14 protein-coding genes are annotated in these 14,863 nt (G+C 60.2%); 6 read left to right on the top strand and 8 right to left on the bottom strand.

Annotation, left to right across the window (positions count from 1 at the left end; genetic code table 11):
- Positions 1–415: 415 nt before the first annotated feature.
- The 3 genes from P3T43_RS33705 to P3T43_RS33695 form a co-directional block, all read right to left on the bottom strand.
- Positions 416–1,051 (bottom strand): hypothetical protein, encoded by a 636-nt coding sequence (locus tag P3T43_RS33705; RefSeq protein WP_429285327.1) that lies wholly within the window; start codon positions 1,049–1,051, stop codon positions 416–418.
- A gap of 239 nt (positions 1,052–1,290) precedes the next feature.
- Positions 1,291–1,719: a hypothetical protein gene (locus P3T43_RS33700; RefSeq protein WP_429285326.1), complete on the bottom strand. Its 429-nt coding sequence runs from the start codon at positions 1,717–1,719 to the stop codon at positions 1,291–1,293.
- 120 nt (positions 1,720–1,839) lie between these two features.
- A complete protein-coding gene (locus P3T43_RS33695) occupies positions 1,840–2,196 on the bottom strand; it encodes a hypothetical protein (RefSeq protein WP_429285325.1) in 357 nt (118 codons plus the stop codon).
- A 514-nt stretch (positions 2,197–2,710) separates the two neighbouring features.
- On the opposite strand from P3T43_RS33695, the gene P3T43_RS33690 reads away from it, so the two are divergent.
- From P3T43_RS33690 to P3T43_RS33665, 6 genes are all read left to right on the top strand, one after another.
- Complete coding sequence (locus tag P3T43_RS33690) at positions 2,711–3,433, top strand: nuclease-related domain-containing protein (protein ID WP_429285324.1); 723 nt, start codon at positions 2,711–2,713, stop codon at positions 3,431–3,433.
- Between the two features lie 243 nt (positions 3,434–3,676).
- Positions 3,677–4,942 (top strand): hypothetical protein, encoded by a 1,266-nt coding sequence (locus P3T43_RS33685; protein WP_429285323.1) that lies wholly within the window; start codon positions 3,677–3,679, stop codon positions 4,940–4,942.
- Between the two features lie 50 nt (positions 4,943–4,992).
- Entirely contained in the window at positions 4,993–6,177 is a 1,185-nt protein-coding gene (locus P3T43_RS33680; RefSeq protein WP_429285322.1) for a FlhC family transcriptional regulator, read from the top strand.
- The gene (locus P3T43_RS33675; protein ID WP_429285321.1) at positions 6,174–6,359 is read left to right on the top strand and encodes a hypothetical protein; all 186 of its coding nucleotides are present in this window, start codon (positions 6,174–6,176) and stop codon (positions 6,357–6,359) included. Before P3T43_RS33680 ends, P3T43_RS33675 begins: the two co-directional genes overlap by 4 nt.
- Positions 6,360–6,369: 10 nt before the next feature.
- Positions 6,370–6,738, top strand: coding sequence for a hypothetical protein (locus P3T43_RS33670; RefSeq protein ID WP_429285320.1), 369 nt, complete (start codon positions 6,370–6,372; stop codon positions 6,736–6,738).
- A 235-nt stretch (positions 6,739–6,973) separates the two neighbouring features.
- A complete protein-coding gene (locus tag P3T43_RS33665; RefSeq protein ID WP_429285319.1) occupies positions 6,974–8,080 on the top strand; it encodes a CAP domain-containing protein in 1,107 nt (368 codons plus the stop codon).
- Positions 8,081–9,048: 968 nt separating this feature from the next.
- Here P3T43_RS33665 and P3T43_RS33660 read toward each other — a convergent pair.
- The 5 genes from P3T43_RS33660 to P3T43_RS33640 are packed head-to-tail and all read right to left on the bottom strand — an operon-like array spanning position 9,049 to position 14,859.
- Positions 9,049–10,248 (bottom strand): hypothetical protein, encoded by a 1,200-nt coding sequence (locus P3T43_RS33660; RefSeq protein WP_429285318.1) that lies wholly within the window; start codon positions 10,246–10,248, stop codon positions 9,049–9,051.
- 6 nt (positions 10,249–10,254) lie between these two features.
- Positions 10,255–10,836 carry a type 4 pilus major pilin gene (locus tag P3T43_RS33655; protein WP_429285317.1) on the bottom strand — a complete coding sequence of 194 codons (582 nt, stop codon included), beginning with the start codon at positions 10,834–10,836 and terminating at the stop codon, positions 10,255–10,257.
- An 8-nt stretch (positions 10,837–10,844) separates the two neighbouring features.
- Positions 10,845–11,981 (bottom strand): type II secretion system protein, encoded by a 1,137-nt coding sequence (locus tag P3T43_RS33650; protein WP_429285316.1) that lies wholly within the window; start codon positions 11,979–11,981, stop codon positions 10,845–10,847.
- The gene (locus tag P3T43_RS33645; protein ID WP_429285315.1) at positions 11,978–14,290 is read right to left on the bottom strand and encodes an ATPase, T2SS/T4P/T4SS family; all 2,313 of its coding nucleotides are present in this window, start codon (positions 14,288–14,290) and stop codon (positions 11,978–11,980) included. The genes P3T43_RS33650 and P3T43_RS33645 overlap by 4 nt, the downstream gene beginning before the upstream one ends.
- Positions 14,287–14,859, bottom strand: a complete 573-nt coding sequence (locus tag P3T43_RS33640; protein WP_429285314.1) for a hypothetical protein — start codon at positions 14,857–14,859, stop codon at positions 14,287–14,289. Before P3T43_RS33640 ends, P3T43_RS33645 begins: the two co-directional genes overlap by 4 nt.
- Between the last annotated feature and the right edge of the window lie 4 nt (positions 14,860–14,863).

The following is a 14,863-nucleotide window of genomic DNA, read 5'->3' as shown; positions in this document are numbered from 1 at the left end:
GACACACCCGAGGGTGTGCCGCGACAACGGAGAAGAAAACAAGGTGAGAGGAAACGGGAGAAAGCGTCAGCTTATGGTGAGCCTTTCCGGGATCAAATGACCTTGTTAGCGGATGCCCTGGATAGCTCCTCCATTTTTGTGGAAGTGGGTTGAGGTCGATACCTGAGTCAGGCGTGAAAACGCGTGCTCAAAAAAGCCGTCCGGGCCCAGTCGGTCGGGCAGCTTTTTCAGCAGGTTGGAATCAGGTGAAAGACCGCGCGGTGCGCGTGCGAGAAATCGCTGCACGACACACCCGAGGGTGTGCCGCGACAACGGAGAAGAAAACAAGGTGAGAGGAAACGGGAGAAAGCGTCAGCTTATGGTGAGCCTTTCCGGGATCAGATGACCTTGTTAGCGGATGCCCTGGATAGCTCCTTCATTTTTCGATTTGCCAGAGCCACTTGTCCCACATGACCTGCTGGCCGCTCACAAGCTTCGGAGAACCGTCGTTACGGAATGCCGGAACCTTGACCTTGCGCAGTCGCCGAACCGTCACGACATCGCCAGCAGCGCATCGGCTTTCGGCAATCGCGTCTTTTAACCCCTCGCCCTGAAGCGTGCGTTCGCCAGACATCGTCTCGAGCCGCATTGCAAACGAGGTATAGAAGCGCGAAACCTTCGATTTGCGGTCGGGGAATTTTTCTTCACCCCACCAGATCACGGTGCCAGTCACAGCGTCTGCTGCACCGGAACCAGCGTGCGGTGCGCGCCGTGGACTGCGCTCGCGAGGCTCGAAGTGTCTGTCGTCGTCCCCCGTATCCTGGAAAGATGCGTCGACTCGATACGCCTCTTGTGGCGACGCGTGACGGGAGCCCTGAGCGGATGCCGGGACGCTCGCTTGCGGTGGTTGCATTGCCGGCCGCCCAGCATCGCGCAGGGCAGCCGCAATCGCCTCCTTCAGCGGGACACGATGCACAGTCTTTTGCGACCAGTGCGGCACCACGTCTGGCAGTATCTTCAGGCCGAAATCTGTGTCCTCGGTATGGTTGTCGAACGCCGGTTCGAACTGCACGATGCAGTCGCCCTCATCAACGAAGAGGTGCGGTGTGCCATCGATGAGTACGTGTGACTCGTTCGGCGCGCCAAGACCGACAGTGCGAGGTGCAGTTGACGGGTCGGGTGAAGTGGAAGCGGGCTGGGCCGCTGATGGAGATGACGCGGGTGCGGGTTGCTGCACCGTGGACGTGGCGCCTGGGAACATTTGCGCAAGAACGCGAGTGAGGAAAAGCGATGCGCCTGCCATGACCGCTCCTAGATCAAGGTGCCAAAGCACGCGCGCTGCAACTCGCGCAGATCGCGTGCAAGCAACGGCGTCGTCATGATCACGTCCTGCATGATTTCCGGATCGATGCCGTTCACCTTGCAGACGTACTCGTACGGGAGTGCCCCGTTCCAGTAGCACATGATCCAGCCGAGCGTCGCATGATAGTCATCGACGTCGATCTTGCGGTTGCGCAGCCTCTCGGAGAGCAGGTCAGCACAATCCATCAGCGACTCGGGCATACGGTCACCGCGCCGGCTGTCGCTGGCCAGTGAGATCAGTGCGTCGACCATCTTCTCGCGCACGGACTCGCTCCACAAAGCCGGGTCAGGTAAGGGGTCGGGTTTAACAACGGGGATGATGACTGGCGACGAGTCGCCGAACATGTCGAGCTGCCAGGCAGCCACATGGATCTTCATGAGATCGCTCCGGGAACCGGGCAATCGCATAACCCGTGTCCGGGAATGGGATTCCCGGGAAGGGTTAAGGAGTTGCTACCGTGGAAAATCCACGGCAGCAACGGTTACGTCAGGCTCCGGCTAGCGGATACCCGATCTGAAAGGGATGACGACGGCCGATCTGGCGTACTGACGGATCGGCGCCGGTTGTGCTGCGGTAATGTCATTTACTGCGGGCGCGACATTGATGTGCTCGACCTTTGCAACCGGTTCGGCCATCACAGCCTTTGCCTTTGTCGCTTCGGCGCGCTCGGTTTCCGCGACCGCTTCGGCTTGCGCCCTGGCTGCAGCCTTCACCTTCTGTCGGATCCAGCCAGCGGCCAGAAGAAGCAGCAAGCCCACAACGAAGAATGACATCGACGCAAGATAGGCCACATAGCACAGCGCAAGCAGCTTGAACGGGTGCTTGATGGCGTTCTTGAAAATCATCTCCAGCATTTTTCTCTCCAGAAAAATTACGCATTAGGCAATGTCCGGACGATGTCCGGTGGATTCGATGCTCTGACAGAGCAAGGAAAACCGGCGCGAAGCGCTTTCGTGCTGACCCAGTGGGACCCGCACGGAAGGACTTGGCGAAACGGTACGGAATCAGGGGCGCGGGCGAATGCCGCTTGAGGGCGTGCCAATACCGCTGGCAGCAGTTCGATGCGTCAGGCGACGCAGGAGATATGGAAAGCGTACCGCGCACGACGCGGCCACAAGGTTCTAAAGCTCGAATTTGCGATACAGCTTACGCGGACTCATGAAAGCGGTAATCAGAGGGTGGCTGTAACCGGTTATAGCCACTTTTTCGAAATGCTCCAGAAAAACATATAGCTTTTCGACGTTCGATGAAAGCAAGTGGAAAGACTACTGGCAAAACCGATCGCGTCTACGTCTCGCCAGCTTTGCCGACTTGACTTTGGAATAACGCGGTCACACTGGACTTACGTCATTCAAAGCGGAGTCCAACGTGTGGGTCATCATCATCTTCGGCATTCTCGGCTACATCGGCTACACCTATAAGCGAGGTCCCAAAGGCAATCGCCAGCAGCAGGCCGCGAACTACTGCCCACCGCCCGTGAGCCGTGCTGACCAGCAGGGCGACGCAGGTGAACGGTCTGTCGACGCGGAACTGCGACGCATTCTTACCCGCTTGTGCGGTGCCGACTTCTATCTGCATCCGGGCGCACTGCTGATCGAGCACGCACCCGGCACGGCTTTTCCGACCGCCGAAATCGACCATCTTCCGATTACGCCCTTCGGCATCTTCGTCGTTGAGACCAAGAACTGGACCGGCGCAATCAGCCGCGGTGCCAACCTGGACACGGTAGTACGCACCGGATCAGATGGCCATGCCGAGCAGCGCAAGTCTCCCGACGCCCAGAACCGGTCGAAGGTCGCTTTCCTGCGCGGCATGTTGCCGGCCGTCTGGCCGGTTTTCAGTGTGGGCGTTTTTGCCTCACCCCACTGTGTCGTCTCGCCTGACCTGCCTGTCTCGCTCGTCCATATCAGCGAACTGGGGCACTGGCTACGCGCGAAAAAGGCCGCGTTCCACGCCGATGGACGGCAGCCGACCGACGTCAGACTCGCCTGGGAAGGCGTTCAAAAGTTTGTGAAAACGGACGCCGCCGCGCTCGCTGCGCATCGCGCAAGAATACGGGTAAACCCTAATTATATATCAAAGTATGATTAAAGAATTACTTAATATTGCCGAAAGGGGTAGCACAGCGTCAGCGCTTTCTTCTGACGAATATCCGAAAGCTACCTGTTTTTACCGGCCTTTCGGATTCATCCCCACAAAACACGAGGGGTATTCTGGTTCGCATAGCCTGCAGTCGCGCGCGCAAGTAGGCCGGACGAGCGAAAGCTCACTCAAGCCGCGGCACCGCCCTGTGCCGTCGAGCCAGCCTCTCAAACTGAATATGGAGCGAACCTGATGACTAAGAAAACTAACCTCGCGCTTGTCGGTGACGACGACGAGTTTGATCCGACCCGTAAGGAGGGCGACGACGCGACGAGCAGCGAAGCGGATATGACCGGGCATTTTGCTGCTGCGTTCGCAGCGATTCCTCGCAACGATCAGATCAAGGCTGCCGCCCTCGATGTGTTAGGCAAGGACCTGCCGGACTCCATTCTCCGCACGATCCTCCAGGAAACTGAGGAGGTCGCCCATTCGACGCGCAAGATCCTCGCGGAGCACATGCGCATGGGCGGCAATTTCCTGAACATCCGGCTGAGTGTCACCAATGCAATGGTTCTGGCCCAAGGCGACACGAAGCAGGTGCGCGATCGCGCGGCCGGGCTTGTCTACCGCTACCTTCAGCATCTTTTCCGGCACTCGAGATCGACGATCGTCCTGTACATCAAGTGCCACGAACGGTTCTTCGGCAATGAGGACGCCATGCAGATCCTGAAGCTCACGGACATGCAGGCGCTCATCGCGAACGACACGCCCGATGAACTGGTCGATCTCGTCATCCAGGCCCGCAGGGACGACCCCGATCTGTCAAAAGCCGACGTCAAGAAGCTGATTGCCGGGTTTGACCAGGCACGCGAACTGGTCCGCGATCGCGACGAGCGTCTTGATGCCATGACTGAAGAACTGACCACCATAGGAGGCAAACTGGATGAGGCAAAGATCGAAAACCGACGCCTGCTGGCCGAGCGCCAGGCGCTCCAGCAGCAGATCGATCGTGACAAAGACTCCGCCGACATGACCAAGGTCGAGCTTGCCCGAGTCAGCCAGTCTGTCAATTCGCTGCAGGTTCAGATCGCCAACCAGGAACGTGAGCTCGAGAACTCGCACCGGGAACTGGCCGAGTCGCGCACTGCGGTCAGGATCGAAACAAAGGAAGTGCCGACGATTCCAGGCGAATTCACGAAGATGGAAGATGCCATCGAAGATCAGCTTGCCCGTCTGCGCCAGGTCCGCAAAGACCTCGAAGCAGAAGAGGCGACGCTTGCTGCGCTCCATCAGCAGCGTGAGCAAGAGGAAGCCGCCCTTGGCGCGGCGCGCGTCATCGAGCAAAAGTTCGAATCCGCGATCGCCCGGTTCGGCGACTTCACCAGTGACTTCAGCACGCTGCAACTGCTGGTCACCGCCGATGGCAATCCTGGCCGCTTCCACGCGATGTTCGAGGCGCTGTCCGATCTGGTTGGCAAGTTTCACGAAGAATTGCTGGCAGCCACGCGCAAGGCCTGAGCGTTGCAATCGGGGCCGAGAGAATTGAAAGAAAGACGAGAAATAGAAGAATGAAAACGAAAGAAGATTACAAGGCGATCGAGCGCCTGTACGTACCGCAATGGCTCACAGACCAGATCCAGGTGGCTAACTTCGATCTGGTTGATCACATGCGGTGGATGCTCCTGAATGACGGGCGTCTGAATGAGGTCTATCGGGTTGAACAGAAGGAGATTGACCATCTGCGGCAAAACGAGCGCTCGCTGCGCAATCTGCTGCGCACGCCCTTCCTGATGGTCGCTCCCACGCTGGAAACCGTTGAGGACTGGCGGTGTTTCATCGACCAGACACCGAAGACGCTCGCCGTCGACAAGCTCCGGCGCAGTATGCCGCCGCTCGGTTCACTGCCCCTCTTCTCGGTTCAGCAATACAACCGGCACTTTGTCGACCTCGTGACGAGCGTGCTTAACATGAGCGTGCTGTGCGCTCCCCTGCTTGGCATGACCACCGAACTGGCGCGCTATCTCATTTCGGTACCGGCGTACAAGATGCGCTTTGCCTTGAGGGAAATGGACAACCTCCCGCTGTTCCGCTGGCGTTTCGTCAGTCCGACATTCTGGTACGAGTTCACGGCCGACACACTCACCGATGAAGCCGTTGCCCATCAGATCATGCTTACTTCGCCGATTCGCCCCGGCCAACTGTCGCCTGGAATGGCATGGAGCGAACTCCGCCTTGAGCGCGCGCGAAATGAAACGTTTGCGGCAGCGATGATGGCTCACGGATGCCGTGCGTCGACCGCCTCCGCTCTCTTCCGGCTCACGCAGAACGAGATGAGGCAGCTCTACGTCAGGATCCACGGCAAGAGTTCCACCATGGGGAATTCGGCTAACTCGTTGCCGTGGTTTGTCAAAACGCCGCAGCACCGCCTGCACGCAACGGTCTACGTATGGCTTTACCGGTCAGCTATCGACATGCATGCCAATGCCGCCGAGGCTCTCATCGCGACCAACGACATTTACGGGCGGTTGTTCGGGGGCAATCAGCTCATCTCACCAGACCGGGGCTTCAACGTCACGCGTTCGATGGTGGCCGATTCACGGCTCGCACTCGCGCCCTGTCGTTCGTGCTCAACGCATTACGTCGTGTCGAACAATGACACGAAGATCGAAATGCATAACAGCTTCGTGTGCCCGTCATGCATGCAGCGACTCGGCTCACGCAAGAAGCCGGGCCGTGCAGGAGGTGGACATTGAGCGCAACGACTAACCCAGCACCGGAAAATCTGCCCGCCGGGTTGATTGTTTTCCTTGCAAATGGAACGGCCCAGTTCGGTTGGCAAAACCCGGAGACGGGCCAGTACTACTCCGAGGCCGACGGCAGTTGCATCGCCCATGCCATCGGTGCAGTCGCATGGCATGCCGACCGCATGCATTAAAGAAGACACGATGATGGACGACTTCGACTACCTGGTTTCAGAGAGCAACGCGGCCTGGCTTGATGGCCGCGGCGATGGTCGCTTCGAGCAATACGAGCATTTCTACCGGACTGAGCGCGCCGGACGGGCCGAAGGCTTCGATCTCGAAAAGGCCAACGAGGACTATACAAAATGGGTTGGTGGCAAGCCCTCGCGCCTTCTAGGCATGCTGAGCGCGCAGTGGTTCGGAAAAGTCATCATCGCGTTTTTCTGCATCTATATGGCATCGCGCGCCGTGCCGACATTGGCGCGTGCAGCGCCAGCGGCCACGGCCGTCCTTCTCTGCTCTGCCTTTGTGGCCCTTCGGGTCTTCCACCGGAAGCGCCGCAAGCTGACTTAGGTTGCGACATGCGGCGAGGATATGGGCATCAGATTAAAGGGGGTGCCTAAAGGCATTTGCGATTCTTTCCGTTATCCGGAAGGTGCCTGCATCTGAAACCCACGTATCGCCGAAAATACGGCCGCTAAATGCCGCTCTACCGCCAGGCCGCGCGACTTGACTTCGCTACAGGCCAGGTAACATGAAATTAAGGTTTGCGCACGGTGCGCGACCAACATCCGAGGAATAAGAAAACATGAAAACAACAACACAAACTGCCCGCACGACTTTTGCCATCGCAGCTTTGCTCGCACTTGCTGCTTGCGGCGGTGGTGGCGGTGGTGGCAGCACGGGTGCCGCTGCACCGGCAAGCGGCGCAAGCACCCCGAGCACCACGGCAAGCAGTACGAGTGCTACCCCGGCTACCTCGGTTCCCACGCCGACCTACGGGTCTGCGACAATGCAGGCGACCGCCTTCCAGCAACTCAACGCATATCGCCTGGCAATGGGTGTAGGCGAGCTTGCGCAAGATCCGATTCTGGATACCGCAGCACAGGCACATGCACTCTACCTCGATACGAATCTGGCATCGGGCGCGCTCACGGCACTGTCTCACGATGAAGTGTCGACGTTGGCGAACTACTACGGCGATACGCCGCTGAGCCGTGCGCAGAAGGCAGGCGCACCGGCTACGGAATTTATCGGCGAGAATGCCGGGGACGGCCTGCCGCAATCGAGTGCGGCGGCTTACGGCACCGATTGCCTGAACGGTTTCCTGAACACGGTGTACCATTTGCAAGGTCTCACCGACCCGCAGCAGACGGTGGGTATCGGGTTCACTCAAAGCACCGGCTCCTACACCATCTATACGTGCGTGCTGGACTTTGGCCAAACGACGGGAGTGAGTGGCACGCCTCAAGCCAACGCGCTCGACATTTCGGCCGGTCAGCAATTGCCGACCAGCGCGATTGCCACGTCGCCGCTTGCCAATGAAGCAGGTGTGGCACTCACGATGGCCGCCGAAAGCCCCAACGCTGCGCCCGATCTGACCGCACCTGGTCGCCCGATCATGGTTCAGGTCAATGCGGCGAGTGCCGGCGACGTGCTGACGGTTAGCAGCTTCACGCTGACGGCAGCAAATGGCACGGTTGTACCGACGCGCATCATCGTTCCGTCTGCGGCTCTGACTGGTTCGACGGCAAGCGCAACCGCCGACGTCAACAGCGGGGAAATGCAACCGGGCCATGCATTCCTCCTTCCGCTGGCTGCGCTCACGGCTAACACGACTTACACCGTCGCATTCAGCGGTGCTCGCGACGGCACCCCGATCAGCAAAACATGGACCTTCACAACCGGCAGCTAAATCTGTCGGACGTAACGAGAAAAGCGCCCTTGGGGCGCTTTTTTTATTTGTGGTGTTTTGCGTGCGATTGGGTTTCAACAGCCTCTGTTAGCCGTTCATCGACTTGCCCGTGGCACGCAGGCGAGAGAACCAGCGGACTGGCATTGAATGGCCTTCGTTGTGGTCGATATAGCAGCCGCCGGTTTTGAGATTGTCTAGTCGCTGCCGCCATACCCGCTGCCGCAAGTGACATATGCGCTGCATTCTTGATAAGGAGGTGTAAAGGGAACCACCGACTGCACCGTGCCGCTGGGAGTTATGTCACACGACCACATGGTCGGTGTACTGCTACCCGCCGGCACAACCATACCTAAAACCTGATAGTCCCCCCCGATGTAGTTGTACATTTGGAAATTGGACGACGGCAGATAGAGTTCAAAGTAGGTGTCATACTGGACCGGAATGTACGTATTCTGAAGCCCTTCGGCCACCCAATAGTAAACATAGTTGCTTATATATTGCCAACCGCCGACGGAGCTAACCGGTGGCGTATACGGTTGCCATGCCCCGCTTGGTTGACGCCCGTTGATTGCCACCTCGCACGCGCCTAGCAGGCCCGTTGTCGTCCATCCAACCGGAAGCTCAGGCGGCGGAGCTGCGCAACCCGGAGCGGTCCAGCTAGACCCCGTCCAACCCGGTGCGGACGTTTCTGCGTAACCTGCGGGACAGGTTGGCGGTGCCTGATAGTTGCACTGTGGCGCGGTGTACTGGGAGCCGATCCAGGTTGCCCCCGCAATTGTCGTCCAGCCTGCAGCAGACGAGCAGGTTGGTGGCGTCTGCCAACCGGCCGATATCGTCGGGACGCAGGTCGAGTCCTGATTCCCGTACGCACAATGAAGAGGACCGGCGATCGCGGTCCGGCCAACGAGTAGCAGGCTTGCGAGCAGCAGGAGCCTGACGATCAACTTATACACAGACATGCGTTTTCCTCAGTAAGCACAATACGTTGTCGCTTCGCCCCCGCCAGGAATCGCACCACCGCCGCCGTCCGTGATATGGACGGTCCAGGGCCCGGTTCCAGTGACAGAGAAGTTAAATTCAGCGGTCGGATCGACATAAGCGCTCTGCGGCGTAACCACGATTTCCGGCACACCACCAGCAGCGCATACAGGTGCGGGTACGCCAGTTCCGTTCGAAATCGCATAGAAGCCGTAGCGCAGCCAGCTCCCGCCAATGGCTTTCCACTGCCCACGCTGGCAAGAAAACAGAACACCAGTGCCGTCCGTGTCGCCTGCTATGCCGGTTCCCGAGCACGCGGCATCCGGCACTGCGATATTCCCCACCGTAACGGTCCCGGTCACAGTCGCGTTACCCTGGATCGTGGCCGCACCGGTGTTGATCGGCGCCGGCGCGGTCCCCGTTGCGTTCTGCACGAGCAACGTGCCGGGAGTCTGGACGGCATTGCTGACCGCAACATTCGATGCAGCGAGCGTCGGCGCAGCAATCGTCCCCGTCGCATCAATGCTGCCGACGTTGTGCAGATCGACGCCATTCACATTCTGGCTACCGGTCCACGTCAGACTCCCGTCGCGCCGGATATAAAGTGAATTACCGTCAGTGCCCGGCCCGTTGGTCGCGAGCACGACGGCTGGCAGATTGCCAAGTGGATTGGTGGCCGTCCACCCTCCGTTAAGGCCGTTGATAGTCGAAGCGCCCTGCGTACGAGAAAACCCAAACTGCGCGCCGCCCGCCTGCGCAATCTGCGAGGCTCCGTCCACGTCGTACTGGGCACCTTTCCTCAACGGCAGCGATGTATATATGGCGTACGAAATCGCGCAGTTGCCTGCTGCTTCCGTACACCCGGCCGGCACCATCGACATCTGGATCACATAGGTGCCGCCCCAGAAAGGACCATTGCCGTGCGGCTGTTTCAGGTTACCGGCGGTATACAACTGCGCGATCGTCGGCGGCGTGATGCTCGACGATCCGCTCGCCATATAAGCCGAGAGGATCGTCGCGTAGTTGTCGTTTGCCCATTCACCCAGCGCGTCGACAATGGTCAACTCATTCTGTCCCTCAGTCGCCAGGACCCCGGCACGATGTTTCGCGACGTCCTGCTGGATGCCGAGCACCGTCATTACGGCTGCAGCCACCAGGACGATGACCATTTCGATGATGCTGCTGCCCATGGTCGCCTAGTTCCTCGTCGTGTACATGCCGATGGATGCAGTCGTGCCCGCGGAATCACACGCCGTCGCGGAAGTCGCACTGCTGAAAGGCGTCGTAGGCCCAAAGACCGTCGTACCGTTCACGGTCACCATCGAGTAGGTGTTCGCCAATGCCGAGACACTCAACGAACACACCGTCGCAGGCACCGGATAGTTCACGACCATTGAATCGTCCGTGGTCGAGATCGTGCCGGGATCGGCCGTCACACTCCCTCCAAAGAGTCCCGTCAAGGTGCCATTGCTCGCCGACACGCGCGAACCGGCTTCGTCGAACGCATGGTTTTGCGCGAGCGTAGCAAGGGTCTCGCTTGAGAAATCGGTGTCGTTCGAGCTCGCGTCAAGCACACCCGAGTGGAACAGGCTTGCCTCGCTCTTGAACTGCGATGCGTGGATACGATCAATCACGAAGTGGCCGCCAACAACGGCGAGAAGCCCGAGGAGCGCCGCACCTGCGAGCACCGCACCGGCCTCGATCATCGAGAGTTCGCCGGTCTGGCGACGACGGCGCGCCATCTGGCGCAGTTTTGAATGGCGTTGGTTTTCAGTCATGGGAAGTCTCACTTTGATGAATAGGAAGTGTCTGAAGACATGCCGAGGCTCGCAGCACCGGTCATCGCGTAGGAGCCGACGCCAAGCGCGAGGAACGCACCCGCCGCAATGCCGAGCAACACGTAGTGCGTGATCTTCGCGTTGCGCCGCACGGTCTCGACGACGCGCGATAGCGATTTCCGGCCAAGATCCTTGATCGCCTGCACGAACTGGTCGCGCCCGGCTGCATCGGTGATCTTGTCGACAATCATTTCGGAGAAGATGCCCGTATCAAGCGCACGCATCGGTTCGTGCGGCGTCACTGTGAGACGCCGTCCCATGCGGTTCAGATGCCAGCGCAACCACGGATCGGCCGTCTTCGTCAGGCGATCCAGCGCCGCGCGCAAGGTGAGACCCGAGTCAAACAGACCCGAGAGCGACACGATGAGCAGCGCCGCGCGAAGATCCCGGCGGTTGCGCCACATGAGAGGCATGTTGTCGAAGCGGTTGCGCATATGCCCCACCCAGCGCCGCAGCGTCTTGAAGTAGAGATAGACCAGCGTCCCCACCACGGAGCCCGTCAACCACCAGTAGTGGTAGCAGAAGGTGTCGATCGCATAGAGCACCTGCCCCACGGCCGGCCACTGGTCAAGCGGTCTCACTTCCACAACGCCTGGAAACACCTCGCCGCCGAACAGCATGCAGAAGCAGTACATGTAGACGAGCAGGAAAGCTGGATAGGCCATCTGCATCGACGTCGTCTCCGACAGGATCCGTCTGGCACCCGCCGCCATTGCCGCAAGTTCAAGTCCCCGCGCGGCAGCGTCCTCACGCGTCGACGTGCCAGCCAGGTCCAGTAGCGCGTATTCGTCCCCCGGGATGAAGGGCTTCATCGCGCGTGCAAAATCGTCACCGGCCTGCATCCGCCGCGCGATTGACTGATATGCGGGCCACACGAGCGTCTTGCGGCTACGGCTTCGCTTCTCCAGCTTGGTCAATCGCTCAAGCATCGTCTCGCGATTGCGCACACCTTTCCTGGCGACGATATCGAGGCGCGTTTCGTTATAGAACGACTCGCGTACCTTGGCGAAGCGCCACTTCGCTACGCGCATGCGCTCGTCGGCAGGCAACAGCATGAACAACGAATGGAGCATCGCGCGGATCATGACGGCATCCTCCCGTCCCGGTCAGCGAACACTCGATATTCCGAAAACGATTTCATCCCCGAATCGATAAAGCGTGGGTCGATGATCCCCTGCGAGGCCTTGTAAAGTGCGTGCTCATAGATGGTCTTGCCGGTCATGTCCGCGTCACCGAAACCGGAGACGCGGCCGCTGCGCCACACCTTTTCTGCACCGCGCCAGTCCCGCACGGCGACACGCTCGAGAAACTCGGGCGTTGGCTGGAACAGTTCCATGGCCAGGGTCTGACCTTTCGTGCCGGCTGCGACCTTCCCGGCGCGCGTGAACAGCCCCGGCAGTCGGCAGAGCTCGCAGCCGTTTTCGTCGCGACACGCCATTTTCGAAGTATCAAGGCCGAACTTCGTCCGCAACATTTCGAGCTGCGCAGCCGGCATCACGTCGGCCGCAGGCCTCTTGCATTTGCATAGCAGCGGAATCAGCTTCTGGTTTCCTACTGCATTGACGAATTTTTCCGACGACACTTCGTCGACCGGCAACTGCAGGCGGCCGCCAGCGAGGCGCATGAACGCACCGATTGCGCTGTCCGCGTGCAGCGTCGTACGCACCGGGTGACCGGTCAGTGCCAGTTCGGCGACGAGGCCCGCGATCACCGCATCACGGATCTCTCCCACCGTGACGTCATCCGGGTCCATCCGCATGATGGTGCGGATCACTTCAGCGCACTTACGGTTCGCCTCTTCGTCAGTCTCATCGGGACGTCGCGGAATGGAGATATCGGAGAGCCACGGCTGCGGATACTCGGATGGCTCGTTCACCGCATACTGTTTGCTCAGGTCGCGCGAGGCCATCATGTAGGACAGTGCCCGCAGCAGTGTCGTCTTGGCCGAGCCGGTCTCCCCGGTCAGGATCGTCGTCCCGCCGCTGACGTTGCCAAGCGAGCGGAGAATCTCCACCTGGCTCGCTTCAAGTCCCATGGTGTCGGGCATCCGAACCTTGTAGTTCTTGAAGTTTCCGTCCAGCAACCGCAGCGCCACGTCGAACCCACCAACGAGCGGCGCGCTTTGCCAGCGAAGGTTAAGCATGTCCATTTGCGCGACGAGCGGAATCATCGCGGATTGGGGCGCGCTGGGCTGGAAGGTCTCACCCGAATTCGTGTTGCGCTGGACCAGATCCTGATATGCGGCCGATAGTGCGCGGCGAACCAGCGCCTTCGGCATGTGACGATACGTATAAAGGTCGCCGTTCACGCGAAAGCGTAGTTCCACTTCATCGTTGAAATCGCGGTACTCCCAATGGACGTCACTCGCGTCATACGCGTGCGCAGCCTCCATCACGTCGCGGAACGTGCCGATCGCGCGGGACGATTCGGGAACGATCGAGGCGGTCCGGGATTTCTCCGCACCGTAGATTGCCGCAATCACCTCTTCGGTTGCGATCATCTCCTCACGCACCGCGATGTCGGCCCGGGCGAGATCCTTGATATACGTCGAATAAAGCGCGGTTTCATGAAACCGCTGTGTCGTCACAACGATTGCCACACCCGCCTGGAGATCAACCGCGACGAACTCGCGGCGCGCGGTCGGCGTGATGCGCAGCGCGGCATCGGGCGTCGCTTCGCACAGGATCCGCTTGAACGAAGGCAGCGAATCGAGCGAAATCAGCCGCGGCAAACCGACCGATTCGATCTGGACATCGGATTCGATCAGCGCGCTTGCATCCGGGTCGGTCGCTGGACGCGCGAACTCGCGCTTGCCGACTTCGACTACCTCCGGCTGGGCCATGCTGCTAACCGGCTCAGCTTTGCCCGGCACATCCGCTATCTGCTGTGCGACGGTAGCGCGCATTGCATCGACTTCGACCAGTTGCGGCTCGGCGGTGACCGCCTGAGCAACTGCGGCCTCGCCGGCGACGCGAGCGGTTGCAGCGGGCGCGAACTCGTACGCCGCCGCGAACGCGTCCGGACTTTCCTCCAGCGGCTCGCTCCTCGATGCGGCGACCGGCGCCGACGAAGCGTCAGGTGATGCAGCAGATTCCCACTCATCATGAGAATCCACGTCAGTGACGTCCCCCGCGCGCAGGCGCATCCCCAGCGTCATGTGCTGCAGGTTGACCGGCTGATTCGACGTCGTGAAACGCTGCTGCGGCGTTGCCTGACGCTTCGCCTCGCGCCGGGGAGCCGAAGAATCACTTTCGAAGCTCGGCTCGTGACCGCCCACGATCGGCATCGCGCCCGCCGAGTTCTCGACAAAGCTTGCGCGGATTCCACGTAGCCTCGACCACAGACCACCAGGAACTGGCTGTTCGTTCTCCGGTGCACCGGTAAAGAGGCTCATTGCGCGCCTCCCTGGAGAATCGCCGGTCCCGGCCCGCTCGCGATTCCCGGCGGTAGCGGACTGCCGAGATCCCAGATCGCCTGCAGCGAGTTGCTAGCTGGGCCAGTCTGCACTGCCGCGACGATCTGTGTCATCGCGCGAATCGGTTCGGTCCAGGTGCGCGGGTGCTTGCCCGCCCCTTCTTCAACCGTCACCAGAAACCCGTTGACCTTGCGTGCTGTCCAGCCGTTGAGCAGCTTCTCGCCCGTGCGCGCCGTGTACACCGCATCGTTGTACTGGTACAGGACGAATGATCCTCCGTGATCGTCACGATATGCCCCGACGAACGTGACGGGAGTGACCGGCGCGACGTATCGGACTGGCTTCTGCACGACCACTGGGGGAGCGGCAGCAGCCGGAGTCGACGCGGGCGCAGCCGGCGTACGCGGTACGGCAATCGGCTTCGGATCGCCCCCTGACAGATCCTGAATGATCTTTGCCTGCGAGAGCTGATCGACGTCTTCGACCGTGAGCCTCGGCGTTTCGGCCCGGGCCGCGAATGCGCACAGCGTGCATACGACTGCGGCCAATGTC

Origin of the sequence: Paraburkholderia sp. GAS41 (assembly GCF_050436545.1) — a bacterium.
Classification (GTDB): domain Bacteria; phylum Pseudomonadota; class Gammaproteobacteria; order Burkholderiales; family Burkholderiaceae; genus Paraburkholderia.
This window is presented reverse-complemented; position numbering and strand designations above follow the sequence as displayed.

Excerpts from the sequence above, each read along its gene's own strand:
- P3T43_RS33700 (WP_429285326.1), bottom strand. The coding sequence starts at position 1,719 with ATGAAGATCCATGTGGCTGCCTGGCAGCTCGACATGTTCGGCGACTCG.
- P3T43_RS33695 (WP_429285325.1), bottom strand. The coding sequence starts at position 2,196 with ATGCTGGAGATGATTTTCAAGAACGCCATCAAGCACCCGTTCAAGCTG.
- P3T43_RS33685 (WP_429285323.1), top strand. The coding sequence starts at position 3,677 with ATGACTAAGAAAACTAACCTCGCGCTTGTCGGTGACGACGACGAGTTT.
- P3T43_RS33680 (WP_429285322.1), top strand. The coding sequence starts at position 4,993 with ATGAAAACGAAAGAAGATTACAAGGCGATCGAGCGCCTGTACGTACCG.
- P3T43_RS33670 (WP_429285320.1), top strand. The coding sequence starts at position 6,370 with ATGATGGACGACTTCGACTACCTGGTTTCAGAGAGCAACGCGGCCTGG.
- P3T43_RS33665 (WP_429285319.1), top strand. The coding sequence starts at position 6,974 with ATGAAAACAACAACACAAACTGCCCGCACGACTTTTGCCATCGCAGCT.
- P3T43_RS33660 (WP_429285318.1), bottom strand. The coding sequence starts at position 10,248 with ATGGGCAGCAGCATCATCGAAATGGTCATCGTCCTGGTGGCTGCAGCC.
- P3T43_RS33655 (WP_429285317.1), bottom strand. The coding sequence starts at position 10,836 with ATGACTGAAAACCAACGCCATTCAAAACTGCGCCAGATGGCGCGCCGT.
- P3T43_RS33650 (WP_429285316.1), bottom strand. The coding sequence starts at position 11,981 with ATGATCCGCGCGATGCTCCATTCGTTGTTCATGCTGTTGCCTGCCGAC.
- P3T43_RS33645 (WP_429285315.1), bottom strand. The coding sequence starts at position 14,290 with ATGAGCCTCTTTACCGGTGCACCGGAGAACGAACAGCCAGTTCCTGGT.